Genomic DNA, 22110 nt, shown 5'->3' with positions numbered 1-22110 from the left:
TGCGACTGTCCGCGAGCCATGCTCCGCCGCGGAGCTCGGCTGCCCTGCGGTTGTCGGTTGGAGATACGGCGTCCGCCGTCCGGCCGACCCGGTGCTGGTGGCGGGAAAGCGATCTACGAATGCCCGGCCGAGTTCACGTACCCGGAGGCCGACCACCGAATGGCCGGGAGCCGTGGCGGGCTCCGCGACCACCCACTCATCGCGCATGGATCGTCACTCCTCGGTGCACGGTACGCAGGCACGTGGGCAGCGGTGCGTCCGGTTCGAGCGCGGGCAACCCCGGCACGCGCGACCGCGGGTCGGTGGACCAGCGCTGTACCGAATCGGCGGCCGCGGCGACGACGAGTTCACCGGTATCCCAGATCGCGTAGGAAGCGGGCGCGCCGGGTACCAGGGTGCCCGCCACTCCGTCGCGGACGCCGCCCGCGCGCCAAGCGCCGCGGGTGGCCGCTGCGAACGCGGCGCGCGGGGACAGGCCGTGGCCGGGGGTGCGGTGAGCGGCCGCGGCACGCACCGCCGCCCACGGGTCGAGCGCGGTGACCGGGGCGTCGGAGCCGATCGCCAGGGCTACGCCCGCGGAGGCCATGGCGGCGAACGGGTTCAATGCCGCGGCGCGCTCGGCGCCCAGCCGCGCGGCGTACATGCCCTCCGGCCCACCCCACGCGGCGTCGAATCCCGGTTGCACACTGGCGATCACACCCCAGCGCGCCAGGCGGGCGATGTGCTCGCCGTCGACGAGCTCGGCGTGTTCGACGCGATGCCCGAGCGCCGCGACCGCCGGGACGCCGAGTTCGGCGACCACCCGTTCGACACCGGCGAGGACGGCGTCCATGGCGGCGTCGCCGATCGCGTGGAATCCGGCCTGGATACCGGCGACGGTGCAGGCGCGGACGTGGGCGGCGATCGCCTCGGCGTCGAGATAGCTTCGGCCGCAGCCGGATTCGTCGGAATAAGGGGCACGCAGCCATGCGGTGTGCGAACCGAGGGAGCCGTCGACGAACAGGTCACCGCCGAGGGCGTGCACCCCGAGTTCGTCGATCAGGGCACGGGCCTGCTCGGCGCTGCCCACCGCCTCGCCCCAATAGGCCCGGACCTGGACGCCGTGTTCGAATTCGAGCAGTTCGCGCACGTCGGCGCGGCCCGCGATCTCCGGACCCGCGCACTCGTGGACCGCGACGACACCGCGTGCGGCGGCATGGTCGAGTGCCGCGGCGCGCGCTCGATCCCGTTGCGCCCGGGTGAGATTCGCGAGCGCGGCGGCGCGCACCGCGTGATGGGCTGCGGCGCGCACGGGCTCGCCACGGGTGAATCCGTCGGTCGCGGGCAGTTCGGGCAGCGCGTCCAGCAACGCCGAGGACGCCACCGCGGAGTGCGCGTCCACCCGCGAGAGGTAGACGTGCCTGCCCGCACCCGCCGCCGTGTCGAGTTCCTCGACGGTGGGCGGCCGTCCCTCCGGCCAGGCGGTCTCGTCCCAGCCGTCGCCCAGGATCGCGCCGTCGGGGTGCGCCTCGGCGAACTCGCGCAGCAACCGCAGGCAGTGCTCTAGCGACCGGGTGGCCGAGAGGTCGAGCCCGGTCAGTTTCAGGCCCAGCGCGGTGACGTGCACGTGCGGATCGACGAACGCGGGCGCGACGAAGGCACCGTCGAGGTCGACGATCTCGGCCTCCGGGTGCAGCGCGCGACCCGGTTGCTCGGCGCCCAGCCAGACGACGGTGCCGTCACTCACCGCCATCGCCGTGGCGTCGGGTGAACTGGCACTGTAGAAACGACCGCCGATCAGCAACTGGGTACTCACGAGGCACCAGTCTGCCGTATGCCCGATCCGGCGGTTTCGGTCAGCCGTTCAGCAGGGGGTGGCGCGCCAGATCCTCCGGCTGCGCCAGCACCGCCATCACTTCCGCGTATTCCGGCGGCGCACCGCCGGTTGCCGGGGGCAGGCAGCCCGCCTCCACGGCGATCAGCTCCAGCCGCAGCGCCGCGGCCGTGAATCCGGAAATCGACTGTCCCGCAGCGGCCGCCGCTCGTTTGACCGCGGCAGCCAGCTCCTCGCTCACCGTTACGGTGAGTTGCTCGGTGGCCATCGCGCCACGATAGCCCTTCGCGGCGCGACAGGGAACCGGGTACGCCGACTCCGACGCTCAGGCCGAGGTGATCGCGCGGCGTGCGTTGCCCTGGCCATCGTCGTACCACTGCCCCATGACGGCGCCGTCGACCACTTCGCCTCCGTCGACGACCACGCCGCGATAGGGCGCGGCCGCGACGAGCCTGCGGAAGCGGCGAGCGGCGAAGGCCAGCACGAGGGGGCGCACCAGGACTCGTGTGGGAGGCAGCAGCAGGAGCAGGCCGAACAGCGAGGTGACCAGGCCGGGCACGAACATCAGCACCCCGCCCGCCGCGACCAGGGCGCCGTCGGCCACGGCGGTCCCTGGCGCCACTTCCCCCCGCGCGGCCCGGCGGAACTGCTCGAACACCCGCCGCCCCTGGGAGCCGACCAGCAGCAGGCCCGCGGCCGATCCGGCGATCAGCACCAGGATGGTCGGCAGCACGCCGATCAGCTGACCGACCGCGACCAGGGCGGCGACTTCGACGACGACGTACAGCACGAACAACAGGGCGGGCATGGCGATCCTTTCGGACGATCTACCCGGTCAACGTTCCGCACCCGGGTTTTTCTCCCCGATCCGCCTGATAAGGCGCTGAGATCCGCCTCGCATCAGCCGCCCGGCCGCACCAGCCCCGTCTCGTAGGCCAGCACGACCGCCTGAACCCGGTCGCGCAGACCGAGTTTGGTGAGCACCCGGCCGACGTGTGTCTTGACCGTCGCCTCCGACAGGTACAACTGTTCGGCGATCTCGGCGTTGGAGCGTCCGGCCGCGATCTGCTCGAGCACCTCGCGCTCGCGGGCGGTGAGCACGTCGAGCACGCCCGGGTCGCGGGTCCGTGCCGGGTTCTCCGCGATGAGCCGGTCCAGCAGACGTTTGGTGACCTTGGGCGAGACCACCGCGTCACCGGCGGCGACGCTGCGGATGGCCGAGACGAGATCCTCCGGCGGGGTGTCCTTCAACAGGAATCCGCTCGCCCCCGCCCGAAGCGCGCCGAGCGCGTGCTCGTCGAGGTCGAAGGTCGTCATCACCAGCACCCGGCTGCCGTGCCCTGCCTCCACGATGCGGGTGGTGGCGACGACCCCGTCCACCACCGGCATCCGCACGTCCATCAGCACCACATCGGGGCGCAGTTCCGCCGCTCTGGCGACCGCGGCGGCGCCGTTGGCCGCCTCGCCGATCACTTCGATGTCGGGGTGCGCGCCGAGCACCATCTTCAATCCCATCCGCATGAGTTCCTGGTCATCGACGACGAGCACGGTGATCGGCACGTTGCCCAATGTAACGTGACCGCTCCGGCGCGCCGGGCGACCTGTGCCGTGACGGCTCGCGCGCACCCGGCCGTGGGGGACGAAACCCTCTGCGGTGCAGCGCTTTACACGTCGCGGAAGAATCCGGTGGCCCGGCTCACTCCGCAGCGACAGGTCGCAGCGGGATGCCGGCGTGCACGCGCCAGGCTCCGTCGGCGTCGCGGCCCACTTCCAGACTGCCGCCGAGCACGGCGACGCGTTCGCGCATCCCGACCAAGCCGAGCCCGCTGCCCTCGATGCGTGTGCCCGATTCGTGCAGCGGGACCCCGCCGGTGTCGGTGACGTCGATCAGCACGTCGGCGTCGGTGCGGCGGACCCGCACCCACGCCTTCGGGTGCGGCCCGGCATGCCGCAGCGTGTTGGTCAGCGATTCCTGCACGATGCGATGCACGCCGAGGCTGACCTCGGGGGCGATGTCGTCGAGTTCGCCGGTCAGCTCGAGTTCCACGGCCAGACCGGTGCCCCGCATCATCTCCACGACCTTGGCGATGCCCGCGGTGCCGTGCTGGGGCAACTGGTCGGGAGCGTGTTCGGTGCGCAGCAGAGCCACGGTTCTGCGCAGTTCGCGCAGTGCTTCGCGGCCGGTGCCCGCGATGGTGGAGAGCGCCTGTTCGGCGGCGTCCGGGTCGCGGCGCAGCGCGTATCTCGCGCCGTCGGCCTGCACGATGATCACGCTCACCGCGTGGGCCACCACATCGTGCAGTTCCCGCGCGATGCGGGTGCGTTCGGCCGCGACGGCGTCGTGCGCGCGACGCTCGCGGTCGTAGTCGGCGACCGCGAGCCGGGCCGCCACCTCGGCGTCGTAGGCGTGCCGCGCGCCGATGAACTCCGCGAGCGTCCAGCACAGGGCGTAGAACATGATGGTGAACACGCTGTCGGAGCCGGAGGGTTTCCCGATCGCCACGATCGAGAGCGCGAGATCCACCGCCAGGCCGAGCCCGTACCACAGTCCGTCCCGCCGGCCGACGTAGGCGACCAGGGTGTAGAGCATGATGCCGTGCGACAGCATCGCGATGTGGTCGGCGTCGTCCTCGGACAGGAAGCCCACCAGCGTCGCCGTCAACGACAGTGCCAAGGTGATGGCCGCCATGGCCCGGGGGTATACCCGGCGCAGGGTCAGCGGCAGCGGGAGCAGCACCCCGATGGCCAGGTAGGCGAGTTTGTTGTGCGCGTTACCCACGCCGATGATCTCGAGCAGCACGAAGACCGCCGCGAGCACCGAATCGGCCACGACGGGCTTGCCCCGGAGCCACAGACTGAAACGACGCACGCGATCAGCCTAGATGCGCCCGACTGGAAGGCAGACGGGCTCCGACACCGACGGTGGGCGCGATCTCCGGCGCGACACGGCCGTCGAGACCCGGTCGAGGGGCGCCCGAGGTTCCCCGCGCACGCCATCGCGGCCGCACGCGCGCCGATCTCTCCCAGGGCGACGCGCATCCGGTCAGGACCGGGAAACCGATGGCGGGCGGAACACCCGATCAGGCCGGGGTCTGGTTGTCTACCGGGGTGGAGATCGGAGACTGGGCGGTTCTGTTGACGGCGGCGACGGCCGCGGGCTGGGTGGACGCGGTGGTGGGTGGCGGCGGGCTGATCGTGCTGCCGACGTTGTTCGTGGTGGCCCCCGGCATCGCGCCGCAGACCGCGCTGGGCACCAACAAGCTCGCCGCGGTCGCCGGGACGAGCGCCTCGGCGCTGACCTTCGCGCGCAAGGTGCCGATGCGCTGGCGGGTGCTGCTGCCCGCGGCGGCGATCGCCGCGGCGGCGGCCGCGGTGGGCGCCGCGGCGGTCTCGCTGATCGACCGCGAACTTTTCGTCCCGATCGTGATGGTGGTACTGGTCGGCGTCGCCGTATTCGTGACGCTGCGTCCGTCGATCGGCGTCACCTTGGCCACTCATCCGCCCACCCGGCGCAAGATCGTTCTCACGGTGGCGCTGGCGGCGGGGTTGATCGGCTTCTACGACGGCCTGCTCGGTCCCGGCACCGGCACGTTCCTGATCATCACCTTCGCGACCCTGCTCGGCACCGAGTTCGTGCGGGCCGCCGCCATGGCGAAGGTGATCAACTGCGGCTCCAACGTCGGAGCGCTGATCTTCTTCGGGGCGACCGGGCACATCCTGTGGGCACTCGGCGCGGGAATGGCCGTGGCGAACGTCCTCGGCGCCGTGGTCGGCGCGCGCATGGCGCTGCGCAAGGGCGCCGAGTTCGTGCGCGTCGTGCTGCTGGTGGTGGTGATCGGGATGGTGATCCGCTTGGGTTGGCAGCAGTTCGGCTGATCAGCCCACCGGTTCGGCGCGCTGGGTGGCGAGCCAGGGTTGCAGCACCCGCGATGTCGTCTCGTGAATCCTGCGCTGCAGACGCTCGGCGTCCTCGACACCGGCCACCGGCTGCTGGAACAGCACGGTCAGCGCGCCCGACACCGCGCCGACGACCGCGCCGACCAGAGCGGCGGCGCCGACCTCGTCGAGTTCGGCGGGAAACGCCTTGTGCAACTGTCTGGCGATCTCGCGCTGGGTGACCAGTTGGGCGTGCGCGGCGCGGCCGCTCACCGCGGGCACGGTCCGTGACACCTGGGCGCGCAGCGCGCCGATCCGGGCATAGAGGTCGTCGACGAGATGCTCGCCGGGATTGTCACCGGCGGCGCGCAAGGCACGCAGCAAGACCTCGACCGGCCGTTCCCCCGGTCGCCGGCTGGCGATGGCCGCCACCGCGGCGCGCACGCGCTGGTCGGATTCCGGGAAGAGCAACTCTTCCTTGCTGGCGAAATAGTTGAAGAACGTGCGGGTGCCGACATCCGCCGCGGCGGCGATGTCGGCCACCGTGGTCTCCTCGTAGCCTCTGGTCTCGAACAGCTCGGCTGCGGCTTCCAGGATGGCTCGGCGGGTACGTTCGCGTTTGCGGTCACGAAGGGCGGATGGCGGCACGCGGGCACAGTACGGCATCCGGCGAGCAACACGCCGGAGGTACGAGTGTCGCGCGCGCCGTTCGCCCTGCGGCAGCGGCGTATTCCATGCGAACCGGCACGCGCTGCATTCTTGCACGGCGTGTGATCACCGCGCCCGCACGCACTTGCGGCGCCACCGGCTAGGTTGGTGCGGGTGAGCATCGCGACTTCCAGAGACGTGGACGCCGAGTTCCTCGACCTGCCGCTGGCCGCGCTCGCCGACGCCGCCCTGGCCGCGGCGACGGCAGCCGGCGCCGAACACGCCGACCTGCGGGTGCATCGCCTGGTCACCCAGTCGATCCGCTTGCGCGACGGCCGGGTCGAGGCGGTCACCGACAGTACCCGACTCGGCTTGGCCGTGCGGGTGATCGTCGACGGCACCTGGGGTTTCGCCTCGCACGCCGCGCTGACATCCGACACCGCCGCCGAAGTGGCGCGTACCGCGGTCACCGTCGCGACCACGTTGCGGGCGCTCAACCGCGAACGCGTCGAGTTGGCCGACGAGCCGCGCTACGCCGACGCGCGCTGGGTCTCGGCCTACGACGTCGACCCGTTCACCGTGCCGACCGGCGAGAAGCTGGCACTGCTGCAGGAATATTCGGAGCGGCTGTCGCACGCCGACGGGGTGGACCACGTCACCGCGAGCGTGCTGCAGGTCAAGGAGCAGACCTTCTACGCCGACACCGCGGGCTCGTCGATCACCCAGCAGCGGGTGCGGCTGCACCCGAGCCTCGAGGCGATCACGGTGGACACCGCGGCGGGAGTGTTCGAGACGATGCGCACGCTGGCCGCGCCGGTGGGCCGCGGATGGGAATACGTCACCGGCGCCGACGGCGTGTGGGACTGGGACGGCGAACTCGCGCGTATCCCGGAGTGGCTGGCCGAGAAGGTGAAAGCGCCCAGCGTGCAGGCCGGGCCGACCGATCTGGTCATCGATCCGACCAACCTGTGGCTGACGATTCACGAATCGATCGGTCACGCCACCGAGTACGACCGGGCCATCGGCTACGAATCCGCCTACGCGGGTACCTCCTTCGCCACGCCCGACAAGCTCGGGTCGCTGCGCTACGGCACCCCGATCATGCACGTGACCGGCGACCGCACCGAATCGCACGGGCTGGCCAGCGTCGGCTACGACGACGAGGGCGTCGCGGGGCAGCGCTGGGACCTGGTCCGCGACGGCGTCCTGGTCGGTTATCAACTGGACCGGGTTTTCGCGCCGCGCCTGGGTCTGCGGCGGTCCAACGGCTGCTCGTACGCGGACTCGGCGCATCACGTGCCGATCCAGCGGATGGCCAACGTCTCGCTGCGACCCGATCCGGACCGCGACACCAGCACCGAGGAGTTGATCTCGCGGGTGGACGACGGTCTCTATATCGTCGGCGACAAGTCGTGGTCGATCGATATGCAGCGCTACAACTTCCAGTTCACCGGCCAGCGGTTCTTCCGCATCCGCGGCGGGAAGCTGGACGGCCAGGTGCGCGACGTCGCCTACCAGGCCACCACCACCGAGTTCTGGGGTGCGATGGAAGCTGTCGGCGGACCGTCCACCTGGCAGCTCGGGGGCGCGTTCAACTGTGGCAAAGCGCAGCCAGGCCAGGTTGCCGCGGTCAGCCACGGCTGCCCGTCGGTCCTGGTGCGCGGCATGAACATTCTCAACACCCGGACGGAGGCCGGCCAGTGAGCGACGATCTGTTCCCCGCGAGCGTGACCGTGGAGCGGGCGCTGGCGCTGTCGCGCGCCGACGAGGCGATCGTGATCGTCCGCGACGAGCACGAGGCGTCGCTGCGCTGGGCCGGGAACTCCATGACCACCAACGGGTCGTCGGTGTCGCGGCACTGGGCGGTGGTCTCGGTGTTCCGCGAGGGACCTACCCTCGCCCGGGTCGGCACGATCGCCTCGACCAGTGTCGATCCCGGCGATATCGAGGCCGTGGTGCGGGCGAGTGAGGCGGCGGCGCGCGACGCCGAGCCCGCGCGAGACGCGATGCCGCTGCTCGAGCCGGACACCGCCGACGACGACTGGACCGCCCCGGCGGGTGGCACCGGCATCGAGGTGTTCACCGATCTGGCCGAGGGCCTGGCCGCCGGATTCGACAGCGCCGACCGGCTCTACGGCTTCGCACACCATCAGATGCACACCACGTGGCTGGGCACTTCGACCGGCATCCGCCGCCGCTTCGTGCAGCCGACCGGTTCGGTGGAGATCAACGGAAAGCGCGGCGAAGGAGCGGATCTGGCCAGCGCGTGGGTAGGGGTCGGCACCGCGGACTTCACCGACGTCGACGTATCCGGCCTGCTCGCGGACCTGTCCCGCCGCCTGGACTGGGCCAAGCGCAAGGTCGAGTTGCCCGCGGGCCGCTACGAGACGTTGCTTCCGCCCTCCACCGTCGCCGACTTGATGATCTATCTGGCCTGGTCGATGGAGGGCCGGGGCGCGCAGGAGGGCCACACGGCGTTCGCGCGGGCGGGCGGCACCCGGGTCGGCGAGCGCCTGAGCGATCTCCCGCTCACCCTCTACTCCGACCCGCACGCCCCCGGCCTGGAATACCGTCCGTTCGTGGCGGCGACCGCGTCGTCGGAATCGATGTCGGTGTTCGACAACGGCTTACCCGCCGAGCGTGTCGACTGGCTGCGCGACGGCGTGATCTCGGCGCTGATCTATCCGCGCGCCAGCGCCGCCGAGTTCGACGCCCCCGCCACGGTTCCCGGCGAGAACCTGCTCCTCACCGGCGGTTCGGAAGCCACGATCGATGACATGATCGCGCGCACCGAGCGCGGTCTGCTGCTGACCACGCTGTGGTACATCCGCGAGGTCGACCCGGCGACGCTGCTGCTCACCGGACTCACCCGGGACGGTGTGTACCTCGTCGAGAACGGCGAGGTCACCGCCGCGGTGAACAACTTCCGATTCAACGAGAGCCCACTGGACCTGCTCCGGCGGGTGAGCGAGGCGGGCGCGACCGAACTCACGCTGCCACGCGAATGGAAGGACTGGTTCACCCGGACCGCCATGCCGCCCTTGCGGATTCCCGACTTCCACATGTCGTCGGTCAGCCAGGCGACCTGATCGGCGCGGGTCAGGCCGCGGGGGTGATCTCGATGCCGATGGTGCCGGACTTGCCGCGCCGCAGGTTGCTGCCGAGGATGACCAGCGGCCCGGTGAGCCAGTACTTGCGGCGCAGCAGTTTGCGCACCCGTTCGGTGTCCTCGGCGTCGAGCAGCCGCCCGGTCCCTTCGATCACCGCACCGCGCGGCTTGCCGGTGGCGTTGCACGCTTGCAGGGTGACCGCCGGATTGCGGCGCAAGCGCTTGACCTTCCAGCTGTCGGTGACGGTCCAGACGTACAGTTTGCCGTTCTCGGCCACCGCCCACACCGCGGTGCCGACGGGAGTTCCGTCCTTACGGAAGGTGGTCAGCAGCACGTAGTCGGCTTTGGCGACGGCGTCCAGCGAATTCGTCATGCCGGGCAGCGTATCCCGCATCCCGGCGCGGGGAGTTGGGCGGGAAAGGCGGCCTGCTCGCCGACGGCCTATTCCGGCATCCGGTACTCCCCCGCTTCCAGGCGCGCCAGCACGCCCTCGGTCCACGTCGACAAGTTCGCGAACACGCCGCTCCACAGTTCCAGCAGATCGGTCGCGTGCGGCGCTTCGTATCGCCCGGGGAAGTCCGGGATCATGGCCAGCAGATCGGCGCGCACCGCCGCACTGCGGCGGCTCTGTTCACGCAGCTTCGCGATGACGTGCGCCCTGGGCAGCGCGTCCATGAAGGCGATGCCCGCCCCGAGTTCCTCCATGTCGACGCTGACCAGTGCCTCGTCCATCAGCTTGCGGAATTCGGCCTCGCCCGATTCGGTCAGCTCGAACAGCGTGCGCCCGGGGCCCTGGTCGCTGTTCTCGGTCGCGAACGCGCTCAGCTTCCCCTCGCGCGTCAGCTGTTTCAGCGCGTGATAGATCGAGCCGGGCTTGACATTCGTCCAGGTCTCGGCGCGCCAGGACAGCAGTTCCTGGCGCAGGGCGTACCCGTGTACGGGCTGACGCAGGCGCATCACCCCCAGCACCAGCAGGCGCACCACCGACATCGTGAACTCCTTTCGCCTCCCGGACCGCATGGTAGTCAAGTTTGACTTGCGGTCGCACAGGGGCCTACCCTCTGCTAGTCAAAATTGACTACCGCAGCTAATCGGGAGGATTTCATGGCCGACACGGCGGTACCGCAGCTCTGGACCGACGACCTGTCCGGCACGCTGGATTTCTACAAAACGCTCGGTTACACGGTGACGCACGAGCAGACCCGCCCCTACGTCTACGGCGCGATAGAGGACCACGACTGCGCTCTGCACTTCGTGCCCGCACCCAAGGACGGCGACATCCCCACCGAACGCGCGGGCTGTCTCGTCATGATCGACGACGTCGCGAGCAGGCATCAGGCTTTCAGCACCGCGCTGCGCACGCGCTACGGCAAGGTACCCGCGAAGGGGCTGCCCCGGATCACCCGCTTCCGGCCGGGCCAGTCCCGGTTCACCGTGGTCGATCCGGCGGGCAATCAGGTGATCTACATCCAGCGCGACGAACCCCAGGAAGTGGAATACGGCGGATCGAAGAAGCTGGACGGGCTGGCCAGAGTGCTGGACAACGCCCGCATCCTGCGTGATTTCAAGACCGACGACAAGGCCGCGTTCCGCGTGCTCGAGGTCGGTCTCGGCCGGTTCCGGGCCGAGGCACCGCGGCTGGACGTGGCCCGGGCGCTGGCGGCGCTCGCCGAACTGGCCGTCGCGATCGGAGAACCGGGTCGCGCCGAGCAGTTCCGCGACGGGTTGCGCGCGATGGAACTGTCCGCCGCGGAACGCGCGTCCGTCGCCGGGGAGTTGCGCGCCTCCGACGACCTGGCGGCCTGGCTGTCGGAGACATAGCCGCCGGTCGGCGCACTCACGCCGCGGTCAGCACCTCCGGTCCGTCCGGGGTGATCGCGATGGTGTGTTCGGAGTGGGCGGTCCGCGAGCCGTCCGCCGAGCGGATGGTCCAGCCATCGGGATCGGTGACGATGCGGTCGGTCGTACGCGCGAACCACGGTTCGATCGCGATGGTGAGTCCGGGCCGCAGCCGATAGCCGCGCCCGGGCCTGCCCGCGTTCGGCACGTGCGGGTCCTCGTGCATGGTGCGGCCGAGGCCGTGTCCGCCGAACTCGGTGTTCACCGGGTAGCCGTACGCACGCGCCACCGCGGCGATGGCGGCGGAGATATCGCCGATGTGGTTGCCGGGCACCGCGGCCACGATCGCCGCGGACAGCGCCTCCTCGGTGGCCCGTACCAGCCGCACGTCCTCGTCCGCGGCGGAACCGGTCACCACCGTGGTCGCCGCGTCCGCGACCCAGCCATCGATCCCGACCGCGAGGTCCATACTCAGCACGTCGCCGTCGCGCAGCGTGTAGTCGAACGGAAGTCCGTGCAGCACCGCGTCGTTCACCGACAGACAGACGGTGTTGCGGAACGGCCCGCGCCCGAACGAGGGCGCGTAGTCCCAGTAGCAGGACTGCGCGCCGCGTTCGCGGATACGCTCGCGGACGTGGGCTTCCAGGTCGAGCAGATTCACTCCCACCCGCGCGCGCTCACGCAGCTCGGCGAGCACGCCGGCGACGAAACGCCCTGCCACTCGCATTCGCGCGATCTCCGCGGGGCTCTTCAACTCGACCATCGATCCTCCGTACATCGGTATTTTAATACCACGATAGCCGTGCCGGTATTTTAATACCAATCGGGTCGCTTGCGGTGCTCACAGGCCATCCGTAGCCTGAGCGCATGGTCCGGCTCCCGTTGACCCCCGCGCAGATCGAGGCAGGCCGCCGCCTCGGCGCCGCCTTGCGCGCCGCTCGCGCGGACCGCGAACTCACCGAGGTCGCGCGGGCGGCCGGGATCTCCCCGGAGACGCTGCGCAAGATCGAGACCGGCCGACTGCCCTCGCCGGCCTTCGGCACCGTCGTCGCGTTGGGGCAGGCGCTCGCGGTCCCGCTCGACGATCTCGCGGACATCTGGCGCTCGGCGGGGCTCGCCGAATCCGCCTAGGGCAGCTCACCTGCCGTTTTCGGATCGATCGCGATGCCGACGGACGCGTCCGCGCCGCGCAGCAGCTTGTGGCCGCGAATGGCGAGCCGGCCGATGAGGCCGTACTTGCTCGCGACCAGGTCCCGGACCCGTTGCGTGCCGTCCGCGTCGAGGATGCGGGCGCTGCCCGGCAAGACCTCCTCCGCGGTCGGGCGGCCGCGCCCGTCGCAGACCTGCAGCGTGACGTCGGGATTGCGGCGGATCCGCTTGACCTTCCAGGTCTTCGGATTGGTCCAGACGACGATCCGGTCCCCCTCCGGAGCCACCCACACCGGTGTGCCGACCGGCGTCCCGTCCTTCTTGAAGGTGGTCAGCAGGACGGTCCGGCTCTGGCTCATCTCGTTCCACGTCATAGGGGAAACGGTAGACCCGAACATCGGCACAGACATCCGACCGGAGAACGGTTCGCCGTTACGCGTTGGCGCGTAGCTCTCCGACGGACTCGGGCGGCGACCCGCTCGCGCCGCCGCCCTCTCGACCGCTACCCGCGATGCTTGCGGAAGAAGGCGCGGACATCCGCCACGAACAGCTCCGGTTGCTCCGCCGCGGCGAAGTGCCCGCCCTCGCTGTATTCGGTGAAATGCTCGATGTGCCCCTCCGGATTCATCACCCGGCGCATCAACGGGTGCGTGCCGAACACCGCCCATCCCTGCGGCACCCCGGATGGCATCACCCAGTCCATCCCGGAATGCGCGTTTTCCCAGAGGAATTGCGCCGCCGATGCCCCGCTGCGGGTGAACCAGTAGATGCTGACATTGGTCAGTAGCAGATCACGCTCCACCGCCTCACCCACCGGCCGCGCCGGGTCGGTCCAGGCTCGGAACTTCTCCGCGATCCAGCCGAGCTGCGCGATGGGCGAATCGGTCAGGGCGGCCGCTATGGCGTTCGGCTGAGTGGTCTGCAGCGTCAGGTATCCCTTCTGCTGGGCCCACTTCTCCCGTTCGGCACCGATGGCGGCGAGTTCGTCGCCGGTGAGCCCGTCCGGCATCGGCAGTTGCTCGCCCACCAGCCCGAGTGTGCCCGGGTCGCTGTTCACATGCGTCGCGATCACCCGCTCCGGATGGGTGGCGGCCAGGCGTCCGGTGACGCCCGCGCCGATGTCGCCGCCCTGCGCCACGAACTTCTCGTAACCCAGCCTGCTCATCAGTTCCGCGAACGCCTCGGTCGTGCGCGCCAGCTCCCACCCCGTCGAGGCCAGCGGCGTGGAGAACCCGAACCCGGGCAGCGAGGGGATCACCACGTGGAAGGCGTCCGCCGGGTCACCGCCGTGCGCCCGCGGATCGGTCAGCGGGCCGATCAGCTCCAGGAATTCCACCACTGATCCCGGGTAGCCATGGGTGATAAGCAGTGGAATCGCGTCCGTCTCGGGCGAGCGCACATGGAAGAAGTGGATGGTCTGACCGTCGATCTCGGTGGTGAACTGGGGGTGGGCGTTCAACCGCTCCTCCTGCGCGCGCCAATCGAATTCGTCACGCCAGTACTGCGCCAGTTCTCGCAGGTAGTTCGGCGCGATCCCGCGGTCCCAGTCCCCCTCGGTGCCCGGCACCATGTGCGGCGAGCGCACCCGGCCGAGCCGCTCCCGCAAGTCGTCGAGGTCGGCCTGGGGGATGTCGATGCGGAAAGGCCGGATCTGCTTCGTGTTCGTCATGAGAGCCACTTTTGCGGCCATTGCGGAAGACTTGCTTCCGCAATGTGCCGACTTCGTCGCACCGGTTTCCGGTCGGGTGCCTGGGGGACGCTGTGCGGGTACGGCGAAGAGCCGAGAATGGGTGTCATGACGGCGCGGCATCTCGGCTCGGCGACACCCCGGGCGGCGTCGGACACCGATCGGCACCGCTCGCGTGGCGACCTGGTCTGGTACGCCGCGTACGGCTCCAATATGAGCCTGACCAGGCTGCGCACCTACCTTCGCGGCGGCAGGCCGGAGGGAGGAGCGCTCACCCTGCCCGGCTGCCGCGACCACGCCGACCCGATCCGCTCGATCCCCCTCCTGCTCCCGGGCGTGCTGTATTTCGCCACCGAATCGCTGACCTGGACCGGCGGCCGCGCCTTCTACGACCCGAGCTGCCCTGGCGAGACGGCCGTGCGCGCCCACCTGCTCACCACCGCCCAGTTCTCCGACATCGTGGCGCAGGAGATGTATCGCGCCCCGGGCACGGAGCTGAGCTTGACCGAGGTGCTCGAGACGGGGACGACAACGCTCGGTCCCGGCCGGTACGAGACCCTGGTCTGCACGGGAACACATACCGGACACCCGGTGCTCACCTTCACCGCACCCTGGCGTTGTCGCGATGTGCGGGGCAATCCGCCCGCCGCCGCCTACCTGCGGCACCTGGCCGCGGGCCTGCGCGCCGCGCACGGCTGGTCCCGCCGGGCAACCGCGGGCTACCTCGCCACTCGTCCCGGCGCCGACCGGAGATGGACGCCCGAAGCGGTGCACGAACTGATCGGCGCGAAGCAGCCGCGGCGGCGAACCTACGAGGAGACCGCGGCCGCCCGGGTCCAACCCCCGACCGGCGACTCGTCCTCGTTGTCCCGGTAGCTGCGGGCGACCAACGCGGCGCGCAGATACCAGACCCCGGAAGCCTGAGCGGGGTCGAATCCGGTGAGCTGACCGATGCGCTTGAGCCGGTAGTCCACGGTGTTGGTGTGGATGTGCAGCGATCGCGCGGTCCGCTGGCGATTCAGGTTCGTGCCGATATGCCGTTTGAGGGTTTCCAGGAGTTCGGGGTGCTCGTCGAGCGGATCGAGCAGCGTCCGGAGGGTTTCCAAGCCGGGGCCCGGCCGGGTGAGCTGGTATTCCAGCGCCAGGTCGTCGAATCGGAACAGCCCGCGTCTCCAGCGCAGCCGCTGCACCATGTCGAGCAGTTCGTGGGCGCGGTCGGCGGCCGTCGGCACCTCGACAGGTGCCGCGGCGATCACCGTCGCGACGATCGGCACCTGGGCCGCGCGGCCGAGCCCCTCCACCAGGTCGTCGAGGGCCTTGTCCTCGGGCGAGGCGGACGGCAGCAGGACGGTGCCGCCGTCCACGCTCAGCAGCGACAGCACCGCCTCCCCGCAGCGGGTCGCGAGTTCGGATTGCACCCTGCGCAGCTTCCGGCGCGCCACCACCGCACCGTCGAGTTGCGGATTTCGTTCGTCCGGATGGGGTGGAATCGCCAGCGCGAGAACCGAATACGAGTCGGCGATCTGGATGCCGCACTCGCGGGCCATGGTGAAGGTGGGGTGTCCGCCGAGCAGGGCCGAGGCGAGGGTGTGCGCCGCCGTGTGATGCTCGCCGACCACCGCGCGCAACTCGGTCACGTAGGCGCGCGAGACGGTCGAGGTGATGGTGTCCAGGATCTCCAGCAGGCGGCGGCTGATGTCCTTGAGGCTGTCGAAGTCCGCGGCGGTCGCGTTCGCGACGATCAGGTCGAAGCCGAGCTTGAACCCTTCGTGTACGGCGTGGTGGATGGTGTCGATCGGGATGCCCTCACGCGCCCAGCCCGCCGCGGCGTTGCGCAGCAGCAGGGTCTTCTCCGGGATGTCGCTGCCGTCGAGCATGCTGACGGCCAGTTCCAGGCACAAGCGGGTGATATTGGTGATATCGCCGTTGAGCGCCTCGCCGGGGAGGGTCCGGCAGTGCGCGACGGTCTCGATGAAGTGGCCGACCATTTTGCGAGACAGATTCCGCACGTCCCGCAGTGAAGAACTGGCCGGGCGGCCCGAGAGGGTCAGATCCGGGCCCGCCGAATCGGTGATGGACATGTGACTCCTTCAGTCCCCGATCACGGAAAGTACTCCACGGTAACTTGACCGGGTCGACGTGCCGAGGGTCGCGCCCCCGGTTGGGGACACCACCCGAACCACGCGGTGCGCGTCTGTGAAGCCTCACAAGTCGTATTCGCGCGGTCGAATTCTTTCGATCCCCGTCGTAACGTCGATAGCAGCAGGGTCGCCGGGCGGAGGGAGGGCCATGAATATCGGCCCGCACGAGAAAGATCGGGACATCGCCGAGGCGTCCGCGAGATCCGATCGTGGCACCCGTCGCGGCGGTCCCGACGCGCTGATTCGAATGGGGCTGGAGCTGGCCCTCGTGCTGGTCGACGCGGCCGAGGCGGCCGGAAATCTCGCCCTCGGCCGGTTCGAGCACGCGGCCACCCGGTGCGCCCAGGCGGGCATCCCGATCGAAGCCGTGCACGCCGTTCTGCGCGACAGCGTCGACGCGGGCCTCGCCGGGGCCGTAACCGGTTCGCCCGAGCGACGCACCCCGCGCGACCAGGTCGAACCCGGCGTTCTCAGTGAATTCCTCGAGGCGCTGAACTCGGTCGTGGCGCGCAGTTACGCCAACTGATCCGACCGGGTCACGGTCCGCTCACAGCGCGGCGACGAGCGCCGCGCTCTCCAGCGCGCATCCGTACCCGATGGTGATGCCGGAACCGCCGTGGCCGTAGTTGTGGACGACGGGCGTGCCGGGCAGCACGGCGGTGTCGAGTTCCACGCGGACTTCCCGGCGACCGGGGCGCAGTCCCACCACGGTTTCCAGCACTTCGCTGCCCGCGAGAGCGGGAACCAGATCGCGGCAGCGCCGCAGGATCGATCGAGTGAGGTCGGGAACCGGCGCCGTGTCCCACTCGCCGATGTCCAGGGACCCGCCCAGCACGCAGTCGTTCACGCGCGGATGGACGTAGGCACGGCCGAGCGGATGCGCCTCGTCGCGGACCGAGACGGACAGCCCGGGATTCGCGACCCGCACGATCTGACCCCGGATCGGATACGTCTCCCGGTCGCCGACCAACTCGGCGGCCCGCAGGCCTGCGCAGTTGATCACGACATCCGGCGACAGGTCGGCGAGCTCGTCGAGCCGTCGCACAGTGCGTCGGACGCGGTGCGCGCCCGCCGCGTCCACTTGCGCGCTGAGGAAGGGCAAGTAGGTCGGCATCTCCACCAAGGGAACTTCGAAACGGAACCCGAATCGGTAGCCCGGCGGCAGTTCGGCGGGATCGGCCGACCGGAACGAGCGCACCGATCGCGACCATGCCGGTATCGGGGGTTCGTCGCGATACAGCGCCATCGACGAGCACATCCGCACACCCGGCGCGCCCGCGGCGGCCAACCGCGCCAAGTGCTCGAAAGTGATCTCGCCCCAGGCCCGCACACGATCGGCGGGGCCCGCGGCGGTCGGAAACCAGACCGCGGCGGCCAGGAAGGACGTCGTCGCCGTGATCGGCTCCGCGCTGACGACGATGACCTCGTGCCGCGCCCGGAGCAGTTCGGCCGCGGTGGACAGGCCCGTGATGCCCGAGCCGAGGACGACGATCCGCATGCGGGCGACATTATCGACCCCCGCCCGCGGGGGCTGTTGCCCCAGCACCGCCCGTGGGGAGCCGTGCGTTTCGGCTGACTAGCCGGGGCGACCCTGGGTATTGCCCGCACATGGACGATGGGCGCTTGACGGTCGGCGTAGAAGAAGAGTTCCTGCTTGTCGACCCCCGTACCGGCGCGCCGCTGGCACGCAATGTGGAAGTGGCGCGCACCGCCGAGGAGATCGGGGTCGACCTGCAACTCGAGCTGACGCGCTGTCAGGTGGAAACCAGCACGGCGGTCCACACCGATATCGGCGCACTGCACCGGCAGTTGCGGGAATTGCGCCGCGATATCGCCGCCTGCGCCGAGCACAACGACGCACGCCTGCTCGCCGTCGGCATCCCGCCCACCGTCCCGCACGACTATCCCGTCACCGATACGCCGCGCTACCAGCGCATCGCCGAGAACTTCGGCATGCTCGCCCATGAGCAGGGACTGTCGGGCTGCCATGTGCACGTCGGCGTCCCCGATGCCGAAACCGCGGTGCAGGTCAGCAACCATCTGCGGCCGTGGCTGCCGCAATTGCTGGCGATGACCGCGAATTCGGCCATCTACCGCGGCACCGAAACCGGATTCGCCAGCTGGCGCAGCATCCTGTGGCGGCGCTGGCCCAGCGCGGGGCCACCGCCGTATTTCGAGTCCGCCCGTGACTACGAGGCGATGGTCGCGATGATGCTCAACAGCGGCAGCATCCTGGACAAGCAGATGGTCTACTGGGACGTTCGCCCGTCGGTCTCGTTCCCGACCGTCGAAGTGCGGGTGAGCGACATCCCCGCCACGGTCGAGGAGACCGCGCTCTTGGCGGCGCTGGTGCGCGCCATCGTCGTCACGGCGCGGAAATCGTTGGCCGCGGGGCAGATCGCACCGCCGGTCCCCGCCGAAGTGCTGCGGGCGGCGTACTGGAAAGCCGCCCGTTCGGGATTGGACGGCGACGGTGTCGATCCCTATGACAGCAATGTGGCGCCGGTGCGCGATTTGCTGTTCCGGCTGATCGAGCACGTGGCCCCCGCACTGGACGAGGCAGGCGACCGGCAGTTCGTCGACGAGGCGTTCGCACACCTGCTCACGCGCGGCAACGGCGCGCATCGGCAGGTCGCGGCGCTGCGGGCGCGCGGCGAGATCGATGACGTCGTCGAGGAGGTCGCGCGCGCGACCCTCGAAGGGTGCGACTAACCCAGGGGCGTCTCGGCGCCTGCACCGGCGACTCGAAGACGCTCAGCCCAGAGTGACGGCGGCGATCTGCGGCGAGGTCGGGCGCGGCGACCCTTTCGCGGGTTCGATGGTGACGGCGACGATGTCCGCGGGATCGAATCCGGTCGCCACGCCCGCCTGCGGCACGCCGGTCACCACGCCCGCCGAACGCGGCGTACCCGTGGACGACACAACCCAGAGCTGATATGCCCGGCCGGGCGGTGGCGCGGGTACCGCGTCGAAGGTGACCGCGACCGTTCCGAGCCGGTCGGAGGTGCTCACCGTCAGCGTGCCGCCGACGGACAGTTCGATCACCCGGGAACGCGCGTCCGATTGCCTCGACACCTGGTCGGCCGTGACCGCCGCGGCGTGCGACCCCGCGATCCGCTCGGCCACCACCACGGCGCCCGCACCCGCCGCGACGGCCACCGCGGCGGCCACCACCAACCGTGCGAGGCGGCGGCGGGCGAGGATTTCGCGACGGCGCCGCGCGCCGGGACACGAGTCGTCGATCGCCCCGAGGATCTTCGACTCCAGGGTCGGTGGAGGATTCACCGCGGCGGTCGCGCTCAGTGCCGCCAGGGTCTCCCGGATCCCGTGCACCGCCGCCGCGAACGCCGCGGCCGTGCCGGAATCGGTCTTCGCAAGCCGGTTTTCGATGCGCCTGCGCTCGATCTCGGCGACCGCGTCCATCGCGTAAGGGCAGGCCAGGTCGAGCAGATCCGCGCGCGAGGTCTGGGTACCGGTCATCGCCGGTCGCCTCCGGTCGGTAGCCGTGGGTGCGCTCCATTCACCCGTAAAGCGCTCGCCGCTCCCTCCGCACGCGAACCGTCCCTGGACTCCGCAGGCGAACGACCGCGTGTGGTGGGACCCGCGCCGCGGTTTCGGCGCACCTGCCCTGTGCCAACCCGCATGCCTTGACTTCGCGGCGAACGGCCTCGCGGATTGGATTCTCGCCATATGCGGCACGAACACAGGTACGCTGCTCGTCCGCCGGAATCGTCCCTATCGTCTCGGTCACGGCGCTGCCGGCGCACGGAAGGCAGTGCGCTACAACCCGGGGCACGTTCACGCTCCACGGCGGAATCCGACCGCTTTCCGACGCAGAGGAGAACACCGATGCTCACCGTGCTCCGTGATGAACGCGACGTCCCGCTCGAGCACGTCACCGTGGCGCTGGGCTGGGACCCCGCTACCCGTTCGCGCTTGCTCGGCAGGCGCAAGGAGATCGATCTCAACGTCGCGGCCCTGCTCTTCGCCGCGGACCGGCTCGTCGACGTCGTATATCACGAGCAGCTCACCTCGACGGACGGGGCCGTCCGCCTGCACGGCGACAGTCTCACCGGAGAAGGGGATGGCGACGACGAGGTCATCAGCGTGGACCTGTCCCGCCTCTCCCCACACGTCACCTCCGTGCTGTTCCTCATCACCAGCTACACCGGCCGGACGCTCGATCGGATCTCGAACGCCTACTGCCGGGTGATCGACACCGCGGCGGGTACCCAGCTCGCCCGCCACGAGCTGACCGGCGGCGGCTCGCACACCGGCATGGTGCTCGGTCGAGTGCGTCGCGCCGGTGGCGGCTGGCACTTCGAGGGCATCGGCGCGGGCTTGCAGGCGCGGCATCCGGTCGAGGCCGTTCCGCAGATCGGCGCCTACATCGAGTGACCTCCCAGCGATTTCGTTTGCACCGCAATCGCTTCGGAGACCGTCGGCGCCCGGCGATCGCGGGACGGCCCTCCCCGCGCGCCGGTTACCCGAGCCGCGTCCGACCGGCCCGATGTCCGATTGGAATCCGGTCGCGCGGGTAGTCGCGGTGGAGGAGGTGTGACATGCCGAAGGAGGTCTCATGACCGACACGACACAGATTCGGCCGCCCGCGAACGCTCGGTCGGTCACCGAACTGGTGGACGACGCCACCGCACAGGTGTCCCGGCTCATCCGCGACGAACTGCAGCTCGCCCGTGTCGAGATGCGGGAGAAGGGCAAGCGGTTCGGGCTCGGCGCCGGCTTGGCGGGGGTCGCGGCGCTGCTGGCGTTCTACGGCGGCGCGGCGTTGGTCGCCGCGGCGGTGCTCGGCCTCGCCGAGGTCCTGCCGGGCTGGGCGTCCGCGCTCATCGTCGCGGGCGCGCTGCTGGTGGTCGCGGCGGTCCTCGGGCTGTCCGGGAAGAAGAGCGTGGAGCACGCGGCGCCGCCGATACCGCAGGAAGCGGTCGAGGGCGTGCGCGAGGACATCGAGGTGATCAAGGACAGGAGGCGGGGATGAGCGACAGCCGACCCCGGGCCGGGCAGCCCACCGACGACGTCGCGGCCTTGCGGCGCGACCGCGACGAGGCCAGAGCGGAATTGGGCAGGACGGTCGAAGAGCTGGGCCACAAGCTCGACGTGCCCGCGCGGAGCAAGGAGAAGGCGCACGAGGCTGTCGAGGCGACCCAGCACGCGGCGTCCGAGGCGGCGCTCGCCGTCGCCGGCAAGGCCCAGCAGGCCCGCACGGGCGCCGCGGATCTCGCCCACCGGGTGGCGGCGGCGCCCGAGCCGGTCGCCGCGCGCGGCAGGCAGGCCGGTGGCGCGTTGCGCGCGCACCCGATCCCGGCGGCCCTCGGCGCGGCGGTGATCGCCGCGGTGGTGTGGCAGATCGTGCGGAGGCGGCGATGAAGACGCTCTACAAACCGCTCGGCCTGGTGATCAGCGTGCTCGGCGGCCTGGCGGCGAACGCGGTGTTCACCAAGGTGTGGACGCGGATCACCGGTGAGGACCAGGCCCCGTCCTCCACCGCACGAGACCATTCCTGGCGCGAGGTGCTGTTCGCCGCGGCCTTGCAGGGCGCGGTGTTCGGCCTGGTCAAGGCCGCGATCGATCGCGCGGGCGCGAGCGGTTACGAATCGCTCACCGGCACTTGGCCGGAATAGCGCCACCGTGCCGGAGCGGCAGTCCGCCGCCGCTCGAAATCGCTGCCGCCGCCGTGAGGTCGGACACTATTCCAGGTGTCCGAACTCACGGCGGCGGCATTCGTTGCGCACGGGGGCCGATTTCCGTACCCGCGCGGCAGTGTCCTCCAGCCCCTGATACCGCCTGGTCTGAGGCGGGACTCGGCGCACAGGGTGATTGCACCGGAGC

The 22110-nt window shown here is 70.4% G+C and carries 26 protein-coding genes; 12 read left to right on the top strand and 14 right to left on the bottom strand.

Features of this window, described 5'->3' with window-relative positions:
• Nucleotides 1-196: 196 nt before the first annotated feature.
• The 5 genes from ABZ420_RS30535 to ABZ420_RS30515 all read right to left on the bottom strand — a co-directional run bounded on the left by ABZ420_RS30535 (nucleotide 197) and on the right by ABZ420_RS30515 (nucleotide 4682).
• Nucleotides 197-1795: an amidohydrolase family protein gene (locus ABZ420_RS30535; RefSeq protein ID WP_357129934.1), complete on the bottom strand. Its 1599-nt coding sequence runs from the start codon at nucleotides 1793-1795 to the stop codon at nucleotides 197-199.
• Nucleotides 1796-1835: 40 nt separating this feature from the next.
• Nucleotides 1836-2081, bottom strand: a complete 246-nt coding sequence (locus ABZ420_RS30530) for a hypothetical protein (RefSeq protein WP_357129931.1) — start codon at nucleotides 2079-2081, stop codon at nucleotides 1836-1838.
• 57 nt (nucleotides 2082-2138) lie between these two features.
• Nucleotides 2139-2621, bottom strand: coding sequence for an FxsA family protein (locus ABZ420_RS30525; RefSeq protein WP_357129928.1), 483 nt, complete (start codon nucleotides 2619-2621; stop codon nucleotides 2139-2141).
• Between the two features lie 92 nt (nucleotides 2622-2713).
• Nucleotides 2714-3373, bottom strand: a complete 660-nt coding sequence (locus ABZ420_RS30520) for a response regulator transcription factor (RefSeq protein ID WP_043698749.1) — start codon at nucleotides 3371-3373, stop codon at nucleotides 2714-2716.
• A 136-nt stretch (nucleotides 3374-3509) separates the two neighbouring features.
• The gene (locus tag ABZ420_RS30515) at nucleotides 3510-4682 is read right to left on the bottom strand and encodes a histidine kinase (protein ID WP_357129924.1); all 1173 of its coding nucleotides are present in this window, start codon (nucleotides 4680-4682) and stop codon (nucleotides 3510-3512) included.
• A 239-nt stretch (nucleotides 4683-4921) separates the two neighbouring features.
• Between ABZ420_RS30515 and ABZ420_RS30510 the strand changes: the two genes are divergently transcribed.
• Complete coding sequence (locus ABZ420_RS30510) at nucleotides 4922-5689, top strand: TSUP family transporter (RefSeq protein ID WP_357129967.1); 768 nt, start codon at nucleotides 4922-4924, stop codon at nucleotides 5687-5689.
• Here the strand turns inward: ABZ420_RS30510 and ABZ420_RS30505 are convergent, their stop codons facing one another.
• A complete protein-coding gene (locus ABZ420_RS30505; RefSeq protein WP_245660173.1) occupies nucleotides 5690-6337 on the bottom strand; it encodes a TetR family transcriptional regulator in 648 nt (215 codons plus the stop codon).
• Between the two features lie 180 nt (nucleotides 6338-6517).
• Here ABZ420_RS30505 and ABZ420_RS30500 point away from each other — a divergent pair, with 180 nt between their 5' ends.
• Together ABZ420_RS30500 and ABZ420_RS30495 are read left to right on the top strand one after the other, a co-directional pair.
• Nucleotides 6518-8041, top strand: coding sequence for a TldD/PmbA family protein (locus ABZ420_RS30500; protein WP_357129964.1), 1524 nt, complete (start codon nucleotides 6518-6520; stop codon nucleotides 8039-8041).
• Nucleotides 8038-9426, top strand: coding sequence for a TldD/PmbA family protein (locus ABZ420_RS30495; protein ID WP_357129921.1), 1389 nt, complete (start codon nucleotides 8038-8040; stop codon nucleotides 9424-9426). Before ABZ420_RS30500 ends, ABZ420_RS30495 begins: the two co-directional genes overlap by 4 nt.
• Before the next feature lie 10 nt (nucleotides 9427-9436).
• Here the strand turns inward: ABZ420_RS30495 and ABZ420_RS30490 are convergent, their stop codons facing one another.
• The gene (locus tag ABZ420_RS30490) at nucleotides 9437-9820 is read right to left on the bottom strand and encodes a PPOX class F420-dependent oxidoreductase (protein WP_357129918.1); all 384 of its coding nucleotides are present in this window, start codon (nucleotides 9818-9820) and stop codon (nucleotides 9437-9439) included.
• A gap of 68 nt (nucleotides 9821-9888) precedes the next feature.
• On the bottom strand, nucleotides 9889-10437 hold the full coding sequence (locus ABZ420_RS30485) for a PadR family transcriptional regulator (RefSeq protein WP_357129915.1): 549 nt from the start codon (nucleotides 10435-10437) through the stop codon (nucleotides 9889-9891).
• 114 nt (nucleotides 10438-10551) lie between these two features.
• Between ABZ420_RS30485 and ABZ420_RS30480 the strand changes: the two genes are divergently transcribed.
• The gene (locus ABZ420_RS30480) at nucleotides 10552-11268 is read left to right on the top strand and encodes a glyoxalase (protein WP_357129912.1); all 717 of its coding nucleotides are present in this window, start codon (nucleotides 10552-10554) and stop codon (nucleotides 11266-11268) included.
• 16 nt (nucleotides 11269-11284) lie between these two features.
• Here the strand turns inward: ABZ420_RS30480 and map are convergent, their stop codons facing one another.
• Nucleotides 11285-12049 carry a type I methionyl aminopeptidase gene (gene map / locus ABZ420_RS30475; protein WP_357129909.1) on the bottom strand — a complete coding sequence of 255 codons (765 nt, stop codon included), beginning with the start codon at nucleotides 12047-12049 and terminating at the stop codon, nucleotides 11285-11287.
• A gap of 104 nt (nucleotides 12050-12153) precedes the next feature.
• On the opposite strand from map, the gene ABZ420_RS30470 reads away from it, so the two are divergent.
• Complete coding sequence (locus ABZ420_RS30470) at nucleotides 12154-12417, top strand: helix-turn-helix transcriptional regulator (protein WP_357129906.1); 264 nt, start codon at nucleotides 12154-12156, stop codon at nucleotides 12415-12417.
• Here the strand turns inward: ABZ420_RS30470 and ABZ420_RS30465 are convergent.
• Both ABZ420_RS30465 and ABZ420_RS30460 read right to left on the bottom strand, forming a co-directional pair.
• Entirely contained in the window at nucleotides 12414-12809 is a 396-nt protein-coding gene (locus ABZ420_RS30465) for a PPOX class F420-dependent oxidoreductase (RefSeq protein ID WP_357129903.1), read from the bottom strand. The genes ABZ420_RS30470 and ABZ420_RS30465 overlap by 4 nt on opposite strands.
• Nucleotides 12810-12937: 128 nt before the next feature.
• Complete coding sequence (locus ABZ420_RS30460) at nucleotides 12938-14104, bottom strand: epoxide hydrolase (protein ID WP_357129900.1); 1167 nt, start codon at nucleotides 14102-14104, stop codon at nucleotides 12938-12940.
• Nucleotides 14105-14230: 126 nt separating this feature from the next.
• On the opposite strand from ABZ420_RS30460, the gene ABZ420_RS30455 reads away from it, so the two are divergent.
• Nucleotides 14231-14998, top strand: a complete 768-nt coding sequence (locus tag ABZ420_RS30455) for a histone deacetylase (protein WP_357129897.1) — start codon at nucleotides 14231-14233, stop codon at nucleotides 14996-14998.
• Here ABZ420_RS30455 and ABZ420_RS30450 read toward each other — a convergent pair.
• Complete coding sequence (locus tag ABZ420_RS30450; protein WP_357129894.1) at nucleotides 14932-16203, bottom strand: helix-turn-helix domain-containing protein; 1272 nt, start codon at nucleotides 16201-16203, stop codon at nucleotides 14932-14934. The genes ABZ420_RS30455 and ABZ420_RS30450 overlap by 67 nt on opposite strands.
• Nucleotides 16204-16411: 208 nt before the next feature.
• On the opposite strand from ABZ420_RS30450, the gene ABZ420_RS30445 reads away from it, so the two are divergent.
• Entirely contained in the window at nucleotides 16412-16789 is a 378-nt protein-coding gene (locus ABZ420_RS30445; RefSeq protein WP_357129891.1) for a hypothetical protein, read from the top strand.
• A 21-nt stretch (nucleotides 16790-16810) separates the two neighbouring features.
• Here ABZ420_RS30445 and ABZ420_RS30440 read toward each other — a convergent pair whose 3' ends face one another.
• The gene (locus tag ABZ420_RS30440; RefSeq protein ID WP_357129888.1) at nucleotides 16811-17761 is read right to left on the bottom strand and encodes an FAD-dependent oxidoreductase; all 951 of its coding nucleotides are present in this window, start codon (nucleotides 17759-17761) and stop codon (nucleotides 16811-16813) included.
• Between the two features lie 110 nt (nucleotides 17762-17871).
• On the opposite strand from ABZ420_RS30440, the gene ABZ420_RS30435 reads away from it, so the two are divergent.
• The gene (locus tag ABZ420_RS30435; protein ID WP_357129885.1) at nucleotides 17872-18975 is read left to right on the top strand and encodes a glutamate--cysteine ligase; all 1104 of its coding nucleotides are present in this window, start codon (nucleotides 17872-17874) and stop codon (nucleotides 18973-18975) included.
• Between the two features lie 42 nt (nucleotides 18976-19017).
• On the opposite strand, the gene ABZ420_RS30430 is transcribed toward ABZ420_RS30435, so the two are convergent.
• Complete coding sequence (locus tag ABZ420_RS30430) at nucleotides 19018-19743, bottom strand: anti-sigma factor (RefSeq protein ID WP_357129882.1); 726 nt, start codon at nucleotides 19741-19743, stop codon at nucleotides 19018-19020.
• Between the two features lie 369 nt (nucleotides 19744-20112).
• Between ABZ420_RS30430 and ABZ420_RS30425 the strand changes: the two genes are divergently transcribed.
• The 4 genes from ABZ420_RS30425 (at nucleotide 20113) to ABZ420_RS30410 (ending at nucleotide 21902) form a co-directional block, all read left to right on the top strand.
• A complete protein-coding gene (locus tag ABZ420_RS30425; RefSeq protein WP_357129879.1) occupies nucleotides 20113-20661 on the top strand; it encodes a TerD family protein in 549 nt (182 codons plus the stop codon).
• A gap of 181 nt (nucleotides 20662-20842) precedes the next feature.
• A complete protein-coding gene (locus ABZ420_RS30420; protein WP_357129877.1) occupies nucleotides 20843-21259 on the top strand; it encodes a phage holin family protein in 417 nt (138 codons plus the stop codon).
• Complete coding sequence (locus ABZ420_RS30415; RefSeq protein WP_357129873.1) at nucleotides 21256-21648, top strand: DUF3618 domain-containing protein; 393 nt, start codon at nucleotides 21256-21258, stop codon at nucleotides 21646-21648. The genes ABZ420_RS30420 and ABZ420_RS30415 overlap by 4 nt, the downstream gene beginning before the upstream one ends.
• Nucleotides 21645-21902, top strand: coding sequence for a DUF4235 domain-containing protein (locus ABZ420_RS30410; protein WP_062972865.1), 258 nt, complete (start codon nucleotides 21645-21647; stop codon nucleotides 21900-21902). The genes ABZ420_RS30415 and ABZ420_RS30410 overlap by 4 nt, the downstream gene beginning before the upstream one ends.
• Nucleotides 21903-22110 lie beyond the last annotated feature (208 nt).

The organism is Nocardia sp. NPDC005745 (assembly GCF_040630775.1).
GTDB lineage: Bacteria > Actinomycetota > Actinomycetes > Mycobacteriales > Mycobacteriaceae > Nocardia.
This window is presented reverse-complemented; position numbering and strand designations above follow the sequence as displayed.

Excerpts from the sequence above, each read along its gene's own strand:
- ABZ420_RS30525 (WP_357129928.1), bottom strand. The coding sequence starts at position 2,621 with ATGCCCGCCCTGTTGTTCGTGCTGTACGTCGTCGTCGAAGTCGCCGCC.
- map (WP_357129909.1), bottom strand. The coding sequence starts at position 12,049 with ATGGTCGAGTTGAAGAGCCCCGCGGAGATCGCGCGAATGCGAGTGGCA.
- ABZ420_RS30430 (WP_357129882.1), bottom strand. The coding sequence starts at position 19,743 with ATGACCGGTACCCAGACCTCGCGCGCGGATCTGCTCGACCTGGCCTGC.
- ABZ420_RS30415 (WP_357129873.1), top strand. The coding sequence starts at position 21,256 with ATGAGCGACAGCCGACCCCGGGCCGGGCAGCCCACCGACGACGTCGCG.
- ABZ420_RS30435 (WP_357129885.1), top strand. The coding sequence starts at position 17,872 with ATGGACGATGGGCGCTTGACGGTCGGCGTAGAAGAAGAGTTCCTGCTT.
- ABZ420_RS30425 (WP_357129879.1), top strand. The coding sequence starts at position 20,113 with ATGCTCACCGTGCTCCGTGATGAACGCGACGTCCCGCTCGAGCACGTC.
- ABZ420_RS30410 (WP_062972865.1), top strand. The coding sequence starts at position 21,645 with ATGAAGACGCTCTACAAACCGCTCGGCCTGGTGATCAGCGTGCTCGGC.
- ABZ420_RS30440 (WP_357129888.1), bottom strand. The coding sequence starts at position 17,761 with ATGCGGATCGTCGTCCTCGGCTCGGGCATCACGGGCCTGTCCACCGCG.
- ABZ420_RS30465 (WP_357129903.1), bottom strand. The coding sequence starts at position 12,809 with ATGACGTGGAACGAGATGAGCCAGAGCCGGACCGTCCTGCTGACCACC.
- ABZ420_RS30420 (WP_357129877.1), top strand. The coding sequence starts at position 20,843 with ATGACCGACACGACACAGATTCGGCCGCCCGCGAACGCTCGGTCGGTC.
- ABZ420_RS30530 (WP_357129931.1), bottom strand. The coding sequence starts at position 2,081 with ATGGCCACCGAGCAACTCACCGTAACGGTGAGCGAGGAGCTGGCTGCC.
- ABZ420_RS30455 (WP_357129897.1), top strand. The coding sequence starts at position 14,231 with ATGACGGCGCGGCATCTCGGCTCGGCGACACCCCGGGCGGCGTCGGAC.
- ABZ420_RS30470 (WP_357129906.1), top strand. The coding sequence starts at position 12,154 with ATGGTCCGGCTCCCGTTGACCCCCGCGCAGATCGAGGCAGGCCGCCGC.
- ABZ420_RS30445 (WP_357129891.1), top strand. The coding sequence starts at position 16,412 with ATGAATATCGGCCCGCACGAGAAAGATCGGGACATCGCCGAGGCGTCC.
- ABZ420_RS30490 (WP_357129918.1), bottom strand. The coding sequence starts at position 9,820 with ATGACGAATTCGCTGGACGCCGTCGCCAAAGCCGACTACGTGCTGCTG.
- ABZ420_RS30480 (WP_357129912.1), top strand. The coding sequence starts at position 10,552 with ATGGCCGACACGGCGGTACCGCAGCTCTGGACCGACGACCTGTCCGGC.
- ABZ420_RS30450 (WP_357129894.1), bottom strand. The coding sequence starts at position 16,203 with ATGTCCATCACCGATTCGGCGGGCCCGGATCTGACCCTCTCGGGCCGC.
- ABZ420_RS30485 (WP_357129915.1), bottom strand. The coding sequence starts at position 10,437 with ATGTCGGTGGTGCGCCTGCTGGTGCTGGGGGTGATGCGCCTGCGTCAG.
- ABZ420_RS30460 (WP_357129900.1), bottom strand. The coding sequence starts at position 14,104 with ATGACGAACACGAAGCAGATCCGGCCTTTCCGCATCGACATCCCCCAG.